14 protein-coding genes and 1 pseudogene are annotated in these 17042 nt (G+C 71.7%); 8 read left to right on the top strand and 7 right to left on the bottom strand.

The genetic code is table 11. The features are described 5' to 3' along the window. From ACH4TG_RS23130 to ACH4TG_RS23115, 4 genes and pseudogenes are all read left to right on the top strand, one after another. A pseudogene (locus tag ACH4TG_RS23130) lies at window positions 1-99 on the top strand (lactate utilization protein C); the annotation flags it as partial. Between the two features lie 204 nt (window positions 100-303). Next, window positions 304-1188, top strand: coding sequence for a SigB/SigF/SigG family RNA polymerase sigma factor (locus tag ACH4TG_RS23125; RefSeq protein WP_398244325.1), 885 nt, complete (start codon window positions 304-306; stop codon window positions 1186-1188). Between the two features lie 289 nt (window positions 1189-1477). After that, the gene (locus ACH4TG_RS23120; protein WP_398244324.1) at window positions 1478-2641 is read left to right on the top strand and encodes a lactonase family protein; all 1164 of its coding nucleotides are present in this window, start codon (window positions 1478-1480) and stop codon (window positions 2639-2641) included. 195 nt (window positions 2642-2836) lie between these two features. Beyond that, window positions 2837-3373 (top strand): MarR family winged helix-turn-helix transcriptional regulator, encoded by a 537-nt coding sequence (locus tag ACH4TG_RS23115; protein WP_398244323.1) that lies wholly within the window; start codon window positions 2837-2839, stop codon window positions 3371-3373. Window positions 3374-3441: 68 nt separating this feature from the next. On the opposite strand, the gene ACH4TG_RS23110 is transcribed toward ACH4TG_RS23115, so the two are convergent. Further along, window positions 3442-4092 (bottom strand): hemerythrin domain-containing protein, encoded by a 651-nt coding sequence (locus tag ACH4TG_RS23110; protein ID WP_398244322.1) that lies wholly within the window; start codon window positions 4090-4092, stop codon window positions 3442-3444. 283 nt (window positions 4093-4375) lie between these two features. Between ACH4TG_RS23110 and ACH4TG_RS23105 the strand changes: the two genes are divergently transcribed. Both ACH4TG_RS23105 and ACH4TG_RS23100 read left to right on the top strand, forming a co-directional pair. Beyond that, window positions 4376-5290: an SIS domain-containing protein gene (locus tag ACH4TG_RS23105; protein WP_398244321.1), complete on the top strand. Its 915-nt coding sequence runs from the start codon at window positions 4376-4378 to the stop codon at window positions 5288-5290. A 207-nt stretch (window positions 5291-5497) separates the two neighbouring features. Then, the gene (locus ACH4TG_RS23100) at window positions 5498-6343 is read left to right on the top strand and encodes a ketose-bisphosphate aldolase (protein ID WP_398244320.1); all 846 of its coding nucleotides are present in this window, start codon (window positions 5498-5500) and stop codon (window positions 6341-6343) included. Between the two features lie 68 nt (window positions 6344-6411). Here the strand turns inward: ACH4TG_RS23100 and ACH4TG_RS23095 are convergent, their stop codons facing one another. After that, window positions 6412-7425, bottom strand: a complete 1014-nt coding sequence (locus tag ACH4TG_RS23095; RefSeq protein WP_398244319.1) for a LacI family DNA-binding transcriptional regulator — start codon at window positions 7423-7425, stop codon at window positions 6412-6414. Between the two features lie 366 nt (window positions 7426-7791). On the opposite strand from ACH4TG_RS23095, the gene ACH4TG_RS23090 reads away from it, so the two are divergent. Beyond that, on the top strand, window positions 7792-7995 hold the full coding sequence (locus ACH4TG_RS23090) for a MarR family transcriptional regulator (RefSeq protein WP_398244318.1): 204 nt from the start codon (window positions 7792-7794) through the stop codon (window positions 7993-7995). Window positions 7996-8002: 7 nt separating this feature from the next. Here the strand turns inward: ACH4TG_RS23090 and ACH4TG_RS23085 are convergent, their stop codons facing one another. Beyond that, window positions 8003-10237 (bottom strand): MMPL family transporter, encoded by a 2235-nt coding sequence (locus tag ACH4TG_RS23085; protein WP_398244317.1) that lies wholly within the window; start codon window positions 10235-10237, stop codon window positions 8003-8005. A 129-nt stretch (window positions 10238-10366) separates the two neighbouring features. Between ACH4TG_RS23085 and ACH4TG_RS23080 the strand changes: the two genes are divergently transcribed. Then, window positions 10367-11068, top strand: a complete 702-nt coding sequence (locus tag ACH4TG_RS23080) for a TetR/AcrR family transcriptional regulator (protein ID WP_398244316.1) — start codon at window positions 10367-10369, stop codon at window positions 11066-11068. A gap of 18 nt (window positions 11069-11086) precedes the next feature. Here the strand turns inward: ACH4TG_RS23080 and ACH4TG_RS23075 are convergent, their stop codons facing one another. The 4 genes from ACH4TG_RS23075 to ACH4TG_RS23060 all read right to left on the bottom strand — a co-directional run bounded on the left by ACH4TG_RS23075 (window position 11087) and on the right by ACH4TG_RS23060 (window position 16927). Then, the gene (locus tag ACH4TG_RS23075; protein WP_398244315.1) at window positions 11087-11812 is read right to left on the bottom strand and encodes a DedA family protein; all 726 of its coding nucleotides are present in this window, start codon (window positions 11810-11812) and stop codon (window positions 11087-11089) included. Window positions 11813-12099: 287 nt separating this feature from the next. Then, window positions 12100-12846 (bottom strand): SDR family NAD(P)-dependent oxidoreductase, encoded by a 747-nt coding sequence (locus ACH4TG_RS23070; protein ID WP_398244314.1) that lies wholly within the window; start codon window positions 12844-12846, stop codon window positions 12100-12102. 444 nt (window positions 12847-13290) lie between these two features. Further along, window positions 13291-14580 (bottom strand): citrate synthase, encoded by a 1290-nt coding sequence (locus ACH4TG_RS23065; RefSeq protein ID WP_398244313.1) that lies wholly within the window; start codon window positions 14578-14580, stop codon window positions 13291-13293. Between the two features lie 124 nt (window positions 14581-14704). Then, window positions 14705-16927 (bottom strand): ATP-dependent RecD-like DNA helicase, encoded by a 2223-nt coding sequence (locus ACH4TG_RS23060; RefSeq protein WP_398244312.1) that lies wholly within the window; start codon window positions 16925-16927, stop codon window positions 14705-14707. Window positions 16928-17042 lie beyond the last annotated feature (115 nt).

Raw genomic sequence — 17042 nt, 5'->3', positions numbered from 1 at the left:
TGGATCAGCGGCCCCTCCGCCACCAGCGACATCGAACTCGACCGCGTCGAAGGCGTCCACGGACCCCGCACCCTCGACGCCATCATCACCACCCCGTAGCCGGCGGATCGGCGGAGCGCGGGGGCGGCATCCCCGTCCTCCCGCATATGCCAGGATCACTGTCCGCAGCGCAGAGGAAAATACCGGGTATACAGCCAGAAGGATTACAAACCTCTCAGATCGGGCACACCTACCTTGCTCCGGGCACGTCGCCCCCACCGCCGAGCGGTGAGACCTCCGCAGTGTTCGAGGAGCTGGTGAGCCATGTCGTCAGCCGCAAGCAGCCCCCACCGCAACGCATCCGCCCGCAGCACGACACGCCGCGCGACCCCGCACCGCACCACCCACCACCCCCACGATGACGCGCCCGACACCGCCGAGGCGTTCCGCCGGCTCGCCGGGCTGCCCGAGGGGGGCGACAAGGAGCGGCTCCGGCAGGAGATCGCCACGGAGTGGCTGCCGATGGCCCACCGGCTGGCCGGCCGCTACCGCAACCGCGGCGAGTCCCTGGACGACCTGCAGCAGGTGGCCGCTCTCGGGCTGGTCAAGGCCGTCAGCCGGTACGACCCGGCGCGCGGCACGGCGTTCGAGAGCTACGCGGTTCCCACCATCGACGGGGAGATCAAGCGGCATTTCCGCGACTGCATGTGGTCGGTGCACGTACCGCGCAGGGTGCAGCTGCTGCGCTCACGGGTGCGGGCGTCCCGCCAGGAGCTGACGCAGCGGGCGGGCGGCCACATTCCGACCGTCGCGGAGATCGCGGCGCACGCCGGGCTGAGCGAGCAGGAGACCGCGGACGGCCTGGAGGCCATGGAGAGCTTCACCTCGCTGTCGCTGGACGCGCAGACCCAGGGGCCGGCCGACGTCGGCCCGCTGTCCCTCGGGGAGACCCTCGGCGCCCCGGACCCGGCGATCGACACCGTCGTGGACCGGGAGGCCGTCAAGCCGCAGCTGTGCCGCCTGCCCGAACGCGAGCGCGAGATCCTCTACCTGCGCTTCTTCGGCGGCATGACGCAGAGCATGATCGCCGAGACGCTCGGCATCTCGCAGATGCACGTCTCCCGGCTGATCAGCCGGTCATGCTCGGCGATCCGTGCCGAGATCGCCCGCGACCCCGCGGACACCGAGAACCCCGGCCGCGCGGCCTGACCCACCCACGCGGGGCACCGCGGGCCGGACCCCAGAACTAGCCCGTGAGCTGCGGTTTTCCCCCGCACGCGCCTTCCGCCATCCGAGCGGGAATTCCTTACGGACTCCGGACACCTGAGCACTTTGCGGCTTTTGTCCCACCCGGCCCCCTACTGTGCGGATTAGCTTGACGAACAGCCCGACAGCACGCCCCGAGGTCCCCAACTGACCTGCCAGACAGGCAGGTTGGGCTTCGGCTGGGTGCTGCCGCGGCGCGTTCCCTCCCGCCTGCACGAGGAGTCGCTCACCCATGCCCGTCGCCGTCCCCTCCTTCCGGCCCGCCCTGCGCACGAGGGTCGCCACAGCAGCCGCCGCCGTCGCCGCAGCCACCCTGTTCGCCTCCGCGCCCGCCGCCACCGCGGCCGGTGTCGGCTTGGCGTCCCACCAGGCCGGTGCGCCGGTCTTCGTCCAGACCGACAACACGACCGCCAACACCGTGGTGGCCTACCACCGCTCCGCCGACGGCACCCTGTCGCAGCGCGGCGTCTACCCCACCGGCGGACGCGGCGGGATGCTCGACGGCTCGGTGGTCGACCACCTGGCCTCGCAGGGCTCGCTCGCCTACGACACGCGCCACCGGTTGCTGTACGCGGTGAACGCCGGCAGCGACTCCCTCACCGTCTTCGCCGTGCACGGCGACGCGCTGGAGCGTCTGCAGGAGATCCCGTCCGACGGCCGGTTCCCGGTGAGCGTCACCTTCCACGACAACCGGGTGTACGTCCTCAACGCGCTGGACGGCGGCTCCATCCAGGGGTTCGTCCGCACCGGCAACGGGCTGCGCGGCGTCGACTCCTGGCACCGCGGGCTGGGCCTGGACCCGCAGGCGACCCCGCAGTTCACCCACACGCCCGGTCAGATCTCCTTCACGCCCGACGGGTCGAAGCTCGTCGTCACCACGAAGGCCGGCGCCAACTCGATCGACGTCTTCGGCACCGGCAGGTCGGGGGCGCCGTCCGCGCGGCCGGTCGTCACCTCCACGCCGAACGCGGTGCCGTTCGGCTTCGCCTTCGACCGGGCGGGACGGCTGCAGGTCACCGAGGCGGGCCCGAACGCCGTGGAGACGTTCGTCCTGCACCCCGACGGCCGCCTGACGCCCGTTCAGCAGGTCCTGACCGGGCAGGCGGCCACCTGCTGGGTGGTCGTCACCGGCCGGCACCTGTACGCCTCCAACGCGGGCAGCGGCACGCTCTCCGGCTACCGCGTCGGCCCCCGGCTCACCGCGCTCGGCACCACCGCCACCGACCCGGGCACCGTCGACGCCGCCGCCTCCTCCGACGGCCGCACGCTCTACGTGCAGACCGGCGCCGCGGGCATCGTGGACGAGTTCCGGGTGAACGCGGACGGCTCGCTCACCGCGATCGGCTCGGTCACGGTGCCGGGTGCGGTCGGCGGCGAGGGCATCGCCGCGGGGTGAACCGGCAACACAGCGGGGCGACCGGCAACACGACCGGCAGTTCGCCTCGCCCGGTTCCGGGGGCGCGCGGTCCGCGCACCGGGTGCCCCCGGAATGTTTGCCTGGAAGCCTACGAGTTGGAAAGGGTGTTGTGAGAGGGTATGCGCCTGGAGCCCGGGCCCTCCCGGTGAGCGAGCGATGCGAGGTTCACTGCGTATGGGAGCGACACCGTCCAGCGAGGGGTCGCCGGCGGCCTCGGACGTTCGGCGGCGCACGCGGCTCACAGCCCGGATCAAGGACGGTCTGCGCGACCTCAGCATCCAACTCGCCCTGCTCAGCCACCAGGTGGGCGCTCAGCTCGACCTGCGCGACGCCGATCTGGAGTGCCTCGGCCTCGTCGGCCGCTACGGCCCGATCGGGCCGACGGCGCTGTCGCGGCGGGCCGGTATGCACCCGGCCACACTGACCGGCGTGCTCGACCGCCTGGAGCGCGGCGGCTGGGTCGTCCGCACACCCAACCCCACCGACCGCCGCTCCATACTCGTCAAGGTCGTCCAGGAGAAGGAGGCCGAGGTCGCGTTCATGTTCTCCGGCCTCGACCTGGCCATGGACGAGGTCTGCTCGCAGTACGACGACGCGGACCTGATGGTGATCGTCGACTTCCTGATGCGCACGTCGAAGGCGAGCCGGGTCGCCACCGACGACCTCGCCGAGAACGGACAGCCCTCGGCGGCGACCCGCTGCCCTCAGTGACCCTCCGCGCGCGTCCGCTCAGGACGTCCGCGCCGCTCGCCCACCGGCCCCCGTTCGGTCCGCGGGACTCAGTACGACCACAGGTCGCGGCCGCGGTACCGGCCTTCCCAGAACAGCCGGTTCATCATGCGCAGCGGCGGGGGGAAGCGCTGCAGCCACCTGCGGGCGTCGTCCGGGGTCATCCCGTCGATGATCCACGGCACCCACTCGGCCGCGCCGCTGAGCTTCTGCCTGCGGCCCATCGCGAGGCGGAAGCCGCCCCATTCGCGGACCGTCATCACCGACTGGATGAGGGGCAGCGCGGCGACCTCCTCATGGGTCAGGTGGTGGTCCAGGGCCGAGCGCAGCTCCTCGACCCTGGCGGCCACCTCGCCCGAGCCCGCGGCCACCGCCGCGTCGACCGCCGCCAGCTGCGGGTCGATCACGGAGTGCTCGGCCTCCATGTCGTCCAGCAGCGCCAGGTCGTCGGGGCGGTCGGCCAGGTGCTTCTTGAGGTTGGGCCACAGCCACGCGTCCTCCACGCCGTGGTGGACGTCCAACTGCCGCTTGAACGTGGCCCAGCCGTCCAGGACCTTCGGAGCGTCCGCCCGCCCGGCCGCGGCGGCCTCCGCCATGCGCGCGAGGTCGCGCCGCAGGGCGTCGTGGGTCACGTACATCTCGGTGAAGTTGATCTGCTCGGGATGGTTGGCGGTGACGATGCGTTCGATCTCGGTGGTCATGATTCCTTCGCTTCCGTGCGCACTCGCGTATGCCTGTGGTCGTGCGGAACTGCCCGCCGTTTCCTCGGCGGCGCGCCCTTCACCTATATGAGGGGTCCAGGGGGTCGAGATGTGACAGGACCCGCTGCGGCAGGCGGACGGGCCCGGCGGGACGATCGGCAGCGGGTTGCGCAAATCTGATCGAACGGGGGTCGTTTCACGCAGGATTGCTCATCTACACTGGCGGAAGCACCCCGCGCGGCGATCGTGCCGCGCCCCTTGCCGGCTCATGTGAGGAGCACCGATGTCCGCCTCGTCCCTGACCACCGCCGAGATCGCGACACAGCCCGAGTGCTGGCGGCGCGCGGTCGCGCTCGCCACCGCCACGACCGGGCCGGAGGCGGAGTCGGCAGCGGCCAAGCTGCCCGCCCATGGGGAACGCGTCGCGGTGATCGGCTGCGGCACCTCGTGGTTCATGGCGCAGGCGTACGCGACGCTGCGCGAGCGCGGGGGCTTCGGCGAGACGGACGCGTTCGCCGCCTCGGAGTTCCCCTTCGGCCGCGGCTACGACCGGGTGCTGGCGATCACCCGGTCCGGCACCACCACCGAGGTGCTGGAGGTCTGCCGTCGGCTGCGCGGAACCGTTCCGGTCACGGCCGTCACCGCGGACCCGGCCACCCCGGTCATGGACGCGGCGGACCAGGTGATCGTCCTGGACTTCGCCGACGAGCAGTCGGTGGTGCAGACCCGGTTCGCCACCACTGTCCTGGCGCTGCTGCGCGCCCACCTCGGCGAGGACCTGGCCGCCGCGATCGCCGACGCGGAGAAGGCCGTCGCCGAGGAACTGCCCGACGGGCTGGCCGCCGCCGAGCAGTTCACCTTCCTCGGCACCGGCTGGACCTACGGGCTGGCGCAGGAGGCCGGCCTGAAGATGCGTGAGGCGGCGGGCGCCTGGACCGAGTCCTACCCGGCGATGGAGTACCGGCACGGCCCGATCAGCATCACCGGCCCGGGCCGCGCGGTGTGGTCCTTCGGGCCGCTGCCGGAGGGCCTGGCCGACAACGTCGCCGCCGTGGGCGGGCGGCTGGAGAGCCGCCCGGACGCCGACCCGCTGGCCGACCTCATCCGCGCGCAGCGCCTCGCGGTGGCGATCGCCGAGGCCAAGGGGTACGACCCCGACCGGCCGCGCAACCTGACCCGGTCGGTCATCCTCGCCTGAGGTTTCCCCACTCGTCGCGGCGGCCGTCGCCCCGGGCTCCCTGGCCTCCAGGGCGCTCCGGGCCGCCGCACGCCCGGCCCGCCGCACGATGCGGCTGCGCGCCGCCTCCCCGGCGCGCACCGCGCAGCCCGAACCGCTCCCAGGTGCCGGTCTGCCGGCCTGTCTGCGTCCCCGCCTGCCGTCTTCCGTCCGACCCGAGGACCGTCCATGCCTTCCGTCGCCACCGCCGAACTCGTCGCCGCCGCCCGCCTGTCGGGCCAGGGCGTCGCCGCGTTCAACGTCATCACCCTCGAACACGCCGAGGCGATCACCACCGCCGCCGAGCGCACCGGCCTTCCGGTGGTGCTGCAGATCAGCGAGAACGCGGTGAAGTTCCACGGCGGCCGGGTCGAGCCGGTGGTCGCCGCCGCCGCGGCGGTCGCCCGCGGCGCCTCGGTACCGGTCTCGCTGCACCTGGACCACGTCGAGGACGAGGAGTTGCTGCGGGCCGGCGTCGCCACGGGCGTGTCCTCGGTGATGTTCGACGCCTCGAAGCTCTCCTACGAGGACAACGTCGCGGCCACCGCGCGGATCACCTCCTGGGCCCATGACCAGGGGGTGTGGGTGGAGGCCGAACTCGGCGAGGTCGGCGGGAAGGACGGCGCCCACGCCCCGGGCGTGCGCACCGATCCGGCCGAGGCCGCGGCCTTCACCGCCGCGACCGGCGTGGACGCCCTCGCGGTCGCGGTGGGCAGCTCCCACGCGATGACGGAGCGCACCGCCAGCCTCGACCTGGAGCTGATCACGCGGCTGCGCGACGCCGTCCCGGTGCCGCTGGTCCTGCACGGCTCGTCGGGCGTCCCCGACGAGGTGCTGCGCCGCGCGGTCGGCGCCGGCATGGTCAAGGTCAACATCGGCACCGCCCTCAACATCGCCTTCACCGGCGCGGTGCGCGAGCACCTCGCCGCGAACCCCTCGGTCGTCGACCCCCGCCGCTACCTGCGGCCGGCCCGCGACGCGATGACGGAGGCGGCCGCCCATCTGCTCACCGTGGTGGCCGGCAAGGAGGCGTGACCGGGCACGTCCCGCCCTGTGGACGGTGGTGCCCGTGCGCCGGTGGCCGGGGCAGGGCGCTGCGGGCGTCAGGACGCCGCGGGAGCGGGGCCGGTACTGGCGCGGACGGTCAGCTCCGGCGGCAGCAACGTGACGGGCGCGGCCTCCCGGCCCTCGATCTTGGCCATCACCAGCTCGACGGCCTGCCGGCCCATCTCCTGCGCGGGCAGGGCCACCGAGGTCAGCTGCACGGACGCCTGCAACGCCACCTGCTCCGGGCAGATCGCGACGACCGACACGTCCTCGGGGACCGCCCGCCCCTGCTGCCGGAGCAGCGCGAGCATCGGGCCGACGGCCGCCTCGTTCTGCACCACCAGGGCGCTGGTGTCCGGCCGCTCCTCGAAGATCCGCGCCAGCACCCCTGCCGTCGACTCGTAACTCCCCTCGCAGGGACGGTGGATGACCCGCATCCCGTGCTCCTTGGCCCGCGTGCGCAGCCCGTCGAGAGTGCGCTCGGCGAAGCCGGTGTGCCGCTGGTAGACCGCGGCGGCCTCGCCGACCACCGCGACGTCCCGGTGGCCGAGCTGCGCCAGATGGTCCGCGCACAGCGCCCCGGTCGCGCCGAAGTCCAGGTCCACGCAGGTCAGTCCGGCCGGATCGGCGGGCAGGCCGATCAACACGGACGGCCGCGCCGACTCCCGCAGCAGCGGCACCCGCTCGTCCTCCAGTTCCACGTCCATCACGATCATGGCGTCGGCGAGCCCGCTGGCGGCCACCCGCCGGACCGCCTCCGGCCCCTCCTCGCCGGTGAGCAGCAGCACGTCGTGGCCGAAGCCGCGTGCCGCGGTGGCCACCGCGATGGCGATCTCCATCATCACCGGTACGTACATGTCGGTGCGCAGCGGCACCATGAGCGCGATGATGTGGGAGCGGTTGCTGGCGAGTGCCCGGGCGCCCGCGTTGGGGTGGTAGCCCAATTCCCTGATACTGCTCTCCACCCGAAGGCGGGTCTCCTCGGAGATCGACCGCTTGCCGCTGAGGACGTACGACACGGTGCTGGCGGAGACACCGGCGTGCCGGGCGACCTCGGCAAGGGTGGCCATGGCGGGCTCCATCCGACGCTGGACAGGAAGCAGACGCGACTCAATCTACCCAGCGAGGCGCTTCGACGAAAGAGATCGAACTGATCCTCCTTCCCCGTCGAAGACGGCCGATATACCAGGACAGCGGATGGGGTGCATGAGGTGAAGCGCTTCAACCCATGTGCCCTGAGAGCTGTTTAACCACGGCCCCGCCGGGGGCGTCGGAGGCCGGATCGGCCGGTGCACCGACGTTACCCCTTCGCGACGTTTGTCACCGTTACGCGGGTTCCACGTCACAGACGATCAACAGCCACGTGCGGACACCTCCGGTCGCCGCCGGCCGGGCGAGGGTACTGACCGACAACCCCCGCCGAACGGAGGCACATCATGGCCGATCGGACACTGTGGTCATACGCGGATATTGCGGCGCACATCCGCGTCCAGGTCGAGACCGTGCGCTCGTACCGGAAGCACGGGCACCTTCCCGATCCGGACCTGGTGCAGAGCGGCAAGCCGTACTGGTACGCCGACACGGTGCGGGCATGGAGTGCCCGGCGACCAGGTAACCGCGGCCGCCGGGACGGGGACTGAGCGGATGTCAGCCCTTGGCCGCGGGCTCCGGATCCCGGCGCTCTCCGGGACGCGGGTCCCTCGCCCCGGGTGCGGGCACGGTGGCAGCGGCGCCCTCGCCCTCGGATATGCCGAACCGTTCATGGAACCTGCGCAGGACCGGCGGCGCCCACCAGGTGGCCCGTCCGGTCAGCCGCATCACGGCCGGGACCAGCAGCGTGCGGACCACCATGGCGTCCATCAGCACGGCCAGGGCGATGCCCAGCCCGAGCATCTTGGTGTTCACCACCCGGGAAGTGCCGATCGCGACCATGACCACGGCGAGGATGACCGCTGCGGCCGTGATCAGCCTGCCGGTCCTCTGCAGCCCGAAGACGATCGACGAGCGGTGGTCGCCGGTCCTGTCGTACTCCTCCTTGATCCGCGAGAGCAGGAACACCCCGTAGTCCATGGACAGCCCGAAGGCGACGCAGAACATCAGCACCGGCAGGGTCGTCTCAATGCTGCCGGTGGAGGTGAAGCCCAGCAGGCCGGACAGGTGGCCGTCCTGGAAGACCCAGACCACCGAGCCGAACATCGCGGTCAGACTCAGGGCGTTGAGCAGCACCGCCTGCAGCGGGATCACGACGCTTCCGGTGAGCAGGAAGACCAGCAGCAGCGTGACCACGGCGATGATGCCTGCCGCGTAGGGGAGTTTGGCGGCGATCGCGTCCTTGGTGTCGACGAGGACTGCTGCCTGACCGGTGACCGAGGCGGTGAAGTCCGTGGGGACGTCCCGGATCTGGCGGACCAGGCCCTGGGTGCCGGAGTCCACGGCTTCGCCCTTCGGCAGCACCGTGAGGTAGGCGGCGCGGGTGCCGGCGGCGGTGACCGGCCCGTCCACGCGCACCACATCGGGCAGCTCGGCGATCCGCTGCTCGTAGGCGGCGAGTTGGGCGGGCGCGGCGCCTTCGGCGAGTACCGTGATCGCGCCGTCCGGACTGCCGGGGAACTCATGCCGGATGTGCTGCTGCACCTGGTGCGACTCGGCCGCCGCCGGCAGCTGCCGGTCGTCGGCGGTGCCGAACTTCACCTGGAGGAAGGGCAGTCCGAGCAGCAGCAGGGCAGCGACCGCACCGACGGCGAAGAGCGGCGCCCGGCGCATCACCAGGCGGGCCACCCGCGCGTACCCGGCCCCGGGTTCGCCGGTGGTAAGTCGGCGGCGGCGCACCACCTTGCGCAGGTCCAGGGCGTTCACGCGTGCGCCGAGCAGCATCAGGGCGCCGGGGAGCACGATCAGCGCGGCGCCGGCCGCCAGCAGGACCACCGCGATGCCCGCGTAGGCGAAGGAGCGCAGGAAGTACTGGGGGAAGACCAGCATCGCCGACAGCGAGGCGGCCACGGTCAGGGCCGAGAACAGCACGGTGCGCCCGGCGGTGCGCAGCGTCGCGCCGACAGCGGATCGCGGGGGTAGGCCGGTCGCCAGCTCCTCTCGGAAGCGGCGCACGATGAACAGCGCGTAGTCGATGGCCAGCCCCAGTCCCAGAGCGGTGGTCAGGTTCTCCGCGAAGACCGAGACGCTGGTCAGTTCGGTGATGCCGCGCAGCACCGCGCTGGTGCCGAGGATGGCGACGATGCCCACGCCCAGCGGCAGCAGTGCGGCGACCGCGCTGCCGAAGACCATCACCAGCAGCACCAGCGTGATGGGCAGGGCGATCATCTCGGCGCGGACCAGGTCCTGCTGGATGGTGGTCTGCAGGTCGTGGCGGACGGCCGCCGCGCCGCCGACCGTGACGCCGACGGGGCCGTGCGTCCCGCGGTAGGCGGGCTCGATCCGCTTGACCTCCTTGGCGATGGCGTTGTCGTCGCCGCGCAGCCGGGCGGTGATCATCGCCGACCGGCCGTCTTTGGCGCGCAGCACGGGTGCGTGCGTGCCCCAGTAGGAGGTCACTCCGGTCACGTCGGGGTCGGCGGCGAGCCTGCGTGCCAGGTCCTGGCCTTCGCCGGCGACCGCCGGGCTGTCGACGTCGGCGCCCTTGCCGTCGACCAGCAGCACGAGGTTGGGCTGCGAGGCGGGGAAGTGCCGGGCGAGGGCCGCGGTCGCGTACGAGGACTGGGAGTCAGGGGCCTCCCAACCGCCGCTGGACAGGCGGTCGGCCACGCCGTTGCCGGCGACCACGGCGAGGGCGGTGAACAGCAGGGCCAGCAGCAGCGTCAGCCGCGGCCTGGCCGTGACGGCCCGCGTCCAGCCTCCGACGGTCTCCCCGCGGTTGACTTCGGACATGGCACAGTGTCCTCTCCCCATAGACGACATGACCGGTAAGCACGACTAGACTCAAAAACACGAACGACCGCTCGCATTTCAAGAATGCGAGCGACCTCTCGTGTTTGTCAATCCTCCCTGGGAGTCAATGTGTCCGAGGCGGACGAGAGGCCACCGCGGCGCCGCCAGGCCCGCGGTGAACGGCGCGTCACGCAGTTGCTGCAGGCGGCCGCCCGTGTGTTCTGCACGGCCGGCTACACCGCCTCCAGCACCAATGCGATCGCGCGTGAGGCCGGCGTGTCGCCCGGCACGCTGTACCAGTTCTTCCCGAACAAGGAGGCCATCGCCGTCGAGTTGAGCGGCCAGCTCCTGCAGAAGATGGAGGAGGCGCACGGGCGGGTCTTCACCCCGGAGAACGCCCGGTTGCCGCTGGATGAGTTGATCGACGCGGTGACCGACCCGTTCATCGAGTTCAACACCGCCAACCCCGTCTTCCTCGCCCTGATCAAGGGCCCCGACACCCCGGGCAAGGTCGCCGAGGACCACGACGTCCTCCACCAGTCCCTGGTGGACTCCGTCACCGCGCTGCTGGCCGTCCGCCGCCCGTCGATGTCGCTGGCCGAGCGCACGCTCGTGGCCCAGATGAGCTTCACGATGTTCAAGGCGGGCCTCGACCTGGCCGTCCAGCAGCAGGCCGACGGCCGCGAGCCGTACGTGCGGGAGCTGAAGAGCATGCTCTACCGCTATCTGGCGCCGCTCGTCGGCACCGAGGCGATCCCGGCCGCACCCCGGGGTGGCGCCGGAGCCGAGGGGAGGGAGGCCGAGGCGCCGGACGCGGTCAGGGCGCGGTAGTCCCGCGCCGCGGGGCCGTCAGCCGCCGGGTCCGCCGGGGGTCGGGCAGACGAAGGTCTCGGCGTCGTCCTCGCCGGCCCGCGAGGCGGCCACGACCACCGACGGCCTGGCCGCATCGCCCGTGCGGCGCCGGTCGCGGGTGCGCGACACCCACTGCGCGAGGGTTCCGATCCCGGCGACCAGCAGCGAGATGCCCAGGCCGAGGCAGAGTGCGTAGAAGGAGTTGGAGGCGGCGCGCCCGCTGACGTATCCGGCGCCGACGGAGTAGGAGGCCCAGACGACCTCGGCGACCCCGGCGCCCACCGCGTACCTGCGCGCGGGATAGCGGGTCACCCCTGCCGCCAGCCCGCCGATGACCCGGCCGCTGGGCAGGAAGCGCACACCGATCACGAAGGGGACGCCGTGCCGCTGTATGCGCAGCGCCGCCCAGCGCAGCAGGGCCGCCCTTCGGGGGCGGCGGTGCATCTTCGCCACGACGCGGCCGCTCATCGCCCGGCCCAGTCGGTGGATCAGGAGGTCGCCGAGCACGGCGCTGCCGGCCACGACCAGCAGGACCAGGGCGAAGTCCAGCCGCCCTTCGGCGGCCATGACACCGCCGGTCACCAGCAGCACCGCGTTGGGTACCAGCGGCGGGGCAGTCGTCGCCGCCAGCAGAGCGTAGGCCCAGAAGACGTTCCCACCCCGGAGGTGCTCCGCGAGACCAGAGGTGAAGTCCAGTGACGACACGCTCAGTGCAACGTCCATCCCACCGCCCCTCTTCCCGCCCCGTCCTTCAACGCTGACAGCGCGAGGGGCGAGCGGCAACCGGGTTGGGCGCGGATCAGGGATCTCACCGGGAATTCCCCGGGAAAGTCATCCTCTGGGGCCATGGACACTGCAACTCCGGGAGTACCCGTGGAGCAGTCCTCGAGCGGTCCGGCGGCGGGCCTCGAGCGGTCCTCAGGGCCGTTCCGGCGGCCCGGCCGCGGCAGCCCGGGACGGCTCCCGCCCGGCGGGGCCGCCGCCGGGGTCCGGCGGGGCTTTGCGGGGCGTCAGCGGCCCAGCAGCTCGCCGCCGTTGCACTGGAGGATCTCGCCGGTGATGAACCCGGCCTCGGGCGAGGCGAGGAAGAGCACCGCCGCGGCGACGTCAGCGGGCCGGCCGACGCGGCCGACGAGCGTGCGTCCGGCCCGGCGGGTCAGTTCCGCCTCGTTCAGCCGCGACCCGAAGAACTCGGTCCCGGCGACGGTGCCGGGGGCGACGATGTTGCACGTCACGCCCTGCGGGCCGAGCTGGGCGGCCAGCGAGTGGTTCCAGGCGTGCAGCGCGGCCTTGGAGGCGCCGTAGGACCCGCCGCCGCGCAGGGCAGCCACCGAGGTCACGGTGACCACCCGGCCCTCCTCGCTGAACCGGTCCCGCAGCGACTCGGTGATCAGGACAGCCGTCAGCACGTTGCGCTCGAAGTCGCCGCGCCATCGGGCCAGCACGCCGTGCGGGCCGGCGCCGACCGCGAGTTCGCGGCTGCCGGCGTTGTTCACCAGGACGTCCACACGGTCGGGCAGGTGGGGCAGCGCCGCCTCGACGTCGTCGGGGTCCGCGAGGTCGCACACCACGGGGGTCACGTCCAGCCCCTGCTGGGCGCGCAGCTCCCCGACGGTGGCGTGCAGCACCTCGCGGCGCCGGCCGACGATCGTGACGCGGTGGCCGTCCGCGGCGAACCGCGTCGCGATGGACAGGCCGATACCCGTACCGCCGCCCGTCACCACGATGTTGCGGATCGCTGTCCCGTTCTCTGCCATGTACTCCGCCCCTCGGGAAGAGTCAGCACGCTACGGGATCGCCCCGAAGCGGCCGCGCGCGGGGTAGCCTGCGAAAACTGCTTCCCATCAGAGACGTAGATCACATAGCTTGGAACGTAACCATTACGGTGGTTCGCGGGTCTTATGTCTTGAGGACCGCACTCCCGGCTGAGTCGGTGGGAGACTGCGGGTACGGATCGTCTTTGGGGGACGATCCGGGTTGCGTCGCCGGGGCGACGCCCGGGGAGCTTTGAGCGGCCCTCCCGGGCCTTTCGTCCCGGCCCGGCGCGGCCGACGAAAAACGCCCGGTTCGGACCCGTGGGGGGATCCGCACCGGGAAACGGGAGCGCCCCGTGCCGGACCCGTGGGGGGATCCGTCGCGGGGCGCTTCTTTGTTCGACCTGGCGCCCCTGCGGGCCGGGGCCCGCAGGGCGGAGGCGTGGGTCAGCGGGCCTCGACCGGGATGTAGTCCCGCTCGACGATGCCGGTGTAGATCTGCCGCGGGCGGCCGATCCGGGAACCCGGCTCCTTGATCATCTCGTGCCACTGGGCGATCCAGCCGGGCAGCCGGCCGATGGCGAACAGCACGGTGAACATGCTGGTCGGGAAGCCCATGGCGCGGTAGATCAGGCCGGTGTAGAAGTCGACGTTCGGGTACAGCTTCCGCGAGACGAAGTAGTCGTCGCTGAGCGCGTGCTCTTCGAGCTTGAGCGCGATGTCCAGCAGCTCGTCGGATTTGCCGAGCGCGGACAGCACGTCGTGGGCCGCGGCCTTGATGATCTTCGCCCGGGGGTCGAAGTTCTTGTAGACGCGGTGGCCGAAGCCCATCAGCTTGACGCCGTCCTCCTTGTTCTTCACCTTGCGGATGAAGGAGTCGACGTCGCCGCCGTCGGCCTGGATGCGCTCGAGCATCTCCAGCACGGACTGGTTGGCACCGCCGTGCAGCGGGCCCCACAGGGCGCTGATGCCGGCGGAGATCGACGCGAAGAGGTTGGCCTGCGAGGAGCCGACCAGGCGGACGGTGGAGGTCGAGCAGTTCTGCTCGTGGTCCGCGTGCAGGATGAACAGCTTGTCCAGCGCGCTGACCACGACCGGGTCGAGCTGGTACTCCTCGGCCGGGACCGAGAAGGTCATCCGCAGGAAGTTCTCGACGTAGCCGAGGTCGTTGCGCGGGTAGACCACGGGCTGGCCGACGGACTTCTTGTACGCGTAGGCCGCGATCGTCGGCAGCTTGGCGAGCAGCCGGATCGTGGACAGGTGGCGCTGCTCCGGGTCGAACGGGTTGTGGCTGTCCTGGTAGAACGTCGACAGCGCGCTGACCACGGACGACAGCATCGCCATCGGGTGCGCGTCCCGCGGGAAGCCGTCGTAGAACCGTTTGACGTCCTCGTGCAGGAGGGTGTGCTGCGTGATCTGGCCCTTGAACTCGGCCAGCTCGTCGACGGTCGGCAGTTCGCCGTTGATCAGCAGGTAGGCGGTCTCCAGGAACGTGCCGCGCTCGGCGACCTGCTCGATCGGGTAACCGCGGTAGCGCAGGATGCCCTGCTCGCCGTCGAGGAAGGTGATCGCGGACTTGTAGGCCGCGGTGTTGCCGTAGCCGCTGTCCAGGGTGACGAGACCGGTATCGGCGCGCAGCTTGCCGATGTCGAATCCCTTGTCGCCGACGGTGCTGTCCACAACGGGGTAGCTGTGTTCGCTGTCCCCGTACCGCAGTACTACAGAGTTGTCGCTCACGTCATTCCCTCACCGACGGTGTTGCCTCTTCATCGAGGTGCCCTGACTACGTCCACTGTCCCCCATTTGGCACTCAGGTGTGCACTCGGGGTCGGCCATCGGGCCGAAATGTGGCACGGAGTGCCTATTTTGCGCCCTGGGACAGCCGATGGTCGAGTGCCGTGAAGCGCTTTCCGGCGGACACGGTCCTTACCGCTTGGCCGATGGCGCGCCGTGACCCGACCAGGACGACCAGGCGTTTCGCCCGTGTGACGGCCGTGTAGAGCAGGTTCCGCTGAAGCATCATCCAGGCCCCTGTGGTGACGGGGATCACCACCGCCGGGTACTCGCTGCCCTGCGAGCGGTGGATGGTCACCGCGTACGCGTGGGCCAGTTCGTCCAGTTCGTCGAAGTCGTACGGGATCTCCTCGTCCTCGTCGGTGCGGACCGTCAGCTTCTGGTCGACGGCGTCCAGCGCGGTGACGACGCCCACCGTCCCGTTGAAGACGCCGTTGGCTCCCTTGTCGTAGTTGTTCCTGATCTGGGTGACCTTGTCGCCGACGCGGAAGGTCCGGCCGCCGAAACGGCGTTCGGGCAGGTCGGGCCGGGCGGGGGTGACGGCCTGCTGGAGGAGCCCGTTGAGCGCGCCGGCGCCCGCCGGGCCGCGGTGCATGGGCGCCAGTACCTGCACGTCCCGGCGCGGGTCGAGGCCGAAACGGGCGGGGATGCGTCGGGCGACCACGTCGACGGTGAGCCGGGCGGTCTCCTCGGAGTCCTCCTCGGCGAAGAGGAAGAAGTCCGGCAGGCCCTGGGTGACGGGGGGCGTGCCGGAGTTGATCCGGTGCGCGTTGGTGACCACCCCGGACTGCTGGGCCTGCCGGAAGATCTGTGTCAGGCGCACCGCGGGAACGGGGCCGCCGGCGGCCAGCAGGTCGCGCAGTACCTCGCCGGCGCCCACGCTGGGCAACTGGTCCACGTCGCCGACGAACAGCAGGTGGGCACCCGGCGGTACCGCCTTGACCAGTTTGTTCGCGAGCAGCAGGTCCAGCATCGACGCCTCGTCGACGACGACGAGGTCGGCGTCCAGCGGCCGGTCCCGGTCGTAGGCGGCGTCCCCGCCGGGTTTGAGTTCGAGCAGGCGGTGCACGGTGGAGGCCTCGGCGCCGGTCAGCTCCGCGAGCCGCTTGGCGGCCCGGCCGGTCGGGGCAGCGAGCACCACCTTGGCCTTCTTGGCGCGGGCCAGGGCCACCACGGAACGGACCGTGAACGACTTGCCGCAGCCCGGCCCGCCGGTGAGGACGGCCACCTTCTGCGTGAGCGCCAGCCGCACCGCCTGCTCCTGCTCGGGCGCCAGGTCGGCGCCGGTGGTGCGGGTGAGCCAGGCCAGGGCCTTGTCCCAGTCCACGTCGACGAAGGCCGGCAGGCGGTCCTCCGGGCCGCGCAGCAGCCGCATCAACTGGGCGGCCAGGGAGATCTCCGCACGGTGGAACGGCACCAGGTAGACGGCCTTCACCGGGTGCCCGTCTCCGTCGGCGGCCGGCACGTCCTCGCGGACCACGCCCTCCTCGTCGCACAGGTCGCCCAGGCAGTCGATGACCAGGCCGGTGTCGACCTGCAGCAGCTTGACCGCGTCGGCGATCAGCTGCTCCTGGGGCAGGTAGCAGTTGCCGCTGTCGGTGGCCTGCGACAGCGCGTACTGCAGCCCGGCCTTGACCCGCTCGGGGCTGTCGTGCGGGATGCCGACGGCCTGGGCCAGCCGGTCGGCGGTCAGGAACCCGATGCCCCACACGTCGGCCGCGAGCCGGTAGGGCTGGTTCTTCACCACCGAGATCGAGGCGTCCCCGTAGTTCTTGTAGATCCGCACGGCGATGGACGTCGACACGCCCACGCCCTGCAGGAAGACCATGACCTCCTTGATCGCCTTCTGCTCCTCCCAGGCGCCGGCGATCAGCTGGGTCCGCTTGGGCCCGAGGCCCGGGACCTCGACCAGGCGGGTCGGCTCGCTCTCGATGATCTCCAGGGTCCCGGTGCCGAAGTGGTCGACGATGCGCTCGGCGATCCTCGGCCCGATGCCCTTGATCAGGCCGGACCCGAGGTAGCGGCGGATCCCCTGGATCGTGGCGGGCAGGACGGTGGTGTAGTTCTCGACGGTGAACTGCTTGCCGTACTGCGGGTGCGAGCCCCACCGGCCGTGCATCCGCAGGGACTCGCCGGGCTGAGCACCGAGCAGCGCGCCGACGACGGTCAGCAGGTCGCCGGAGCCGCGGCCGGTGTCCACCCGCGCGACGGTGTAGCCGTTGTCCTCGTTGGCGTAGGTGATGCGCTCCAGAACGCCCTCGAGTACGGACAGGTGTGCCGGCTCCCCCATCTCCGGCCTCCCTTCACGGCTTCGGCGGTGGTTCGTTCCGAAGGTACCGCCCGGCGCGGACAGCGCGGCGGGCACGCCTTGCGGGCCTGTGGACAACTCCGCCCCGGCCCGCGGC

Origin of the sequence: Streptomyces sp. NPDC020917, from assembly GCF_044333795.1 — a bacterium.
GTDB lineage: Bacteria > Actinomycetota > Actinomycetes > Streptomycetales > Streptomycetaceae > Actinacidiphila.
The sequence above is the reverse complement of the archived record's forward strand: the minus strand, read 5'-3'. Positions and strand labels throughout refer to the sequence as shown.

Bases quoted from the DNA above. Each gene is read 5' to 3' on its own strand.
- ACH4TG_RS23125 (WP_398244325.1), top strand. From the start codon at position 304: ATGTCGTCAGCCGCAAGCAGCCCCCACCGCAACGCATCCGCCCGCAGC.
- ACH4TG_RS23120 (WP_398244324.1), top strand. From the start codon at position 1,478: ATGCCCGTCGCCGTCCCCTCCTTCCGGCCCGCCCTGCGCACGAGGGTC.
- ACH4TG_RS23115 (WP_398244323.1), top strand. From the start codon at position 2,837: ATGGGAGCGACACCGTCCAGCGAGGGGTCGCCGGCGGCCTCGGACGTT.
- ACH4TG_RS23110 (WP_398244322.1), bottom strand. From the start codon at position 4,092: ATGACCACCGAGATCGAACGCATCGTCACCGCCAACCATCCCGAGCAG.
- ACH4TG_RS23105 (WP_398244321.1), top strand. From the start codon at position 4,376: ATGTCCGCCTCGTCCCTGACCACCGCCGAGATCGCGACACAGCCCGAG.
- ACH4TG_RS23100 (WP_398244320.1), top strand. From the start codon at position 5,498: ATGCCTTCCGTCGCCACCGCCGAACTCGTCGCCGCCGCCCGCCTGTCG.
- ACH4TG_RS23095 (WP_398244319.1), bottom strand. From the start codon at position 7,425: ATGGCCACCCTTGCCGAGGTCGCCCGGCACGCCGGTGTCTCCGCCAGC.
- ACH4TG_RS23090 (WP_398244318.1), top strand. From the start codon at position 7,792: ATGGCCGATCGGACACTGTGGTCATACGCGGATATTGCGGCGCACATC.
- ACH4TG_RS23085 (WP_398244317.1), bottom strand. From the start codon at position 10,237: ATGTCCGAAGTCAACCGCGGGGAGACCGTCGGAGGCTGGACGCGGGCC.
- ACH4TG_RS23075 (WP_398244315.1), bottom strand. From the start codon at position 11,812: ATGGACGTTGCACTGAGCGTGTCGTCACTGGACTTCACCTCTGGTCTC.
- ACH4TG_RS23070 (WP_398244314.1), bottom strand. From the start codon at position 12,846: ATGGCAGAGAACGGGACAGCGATCCGCAACATCGTGGTGACGGGCGGC.
- ACH4TG_RS23060 (WP_398244312.1), bottom strand. From the start codon at position 16,927: ATGGGGGAGCCGGCACACCTGTCCGTACTCGAGGGCGTTCTGGAGCGC.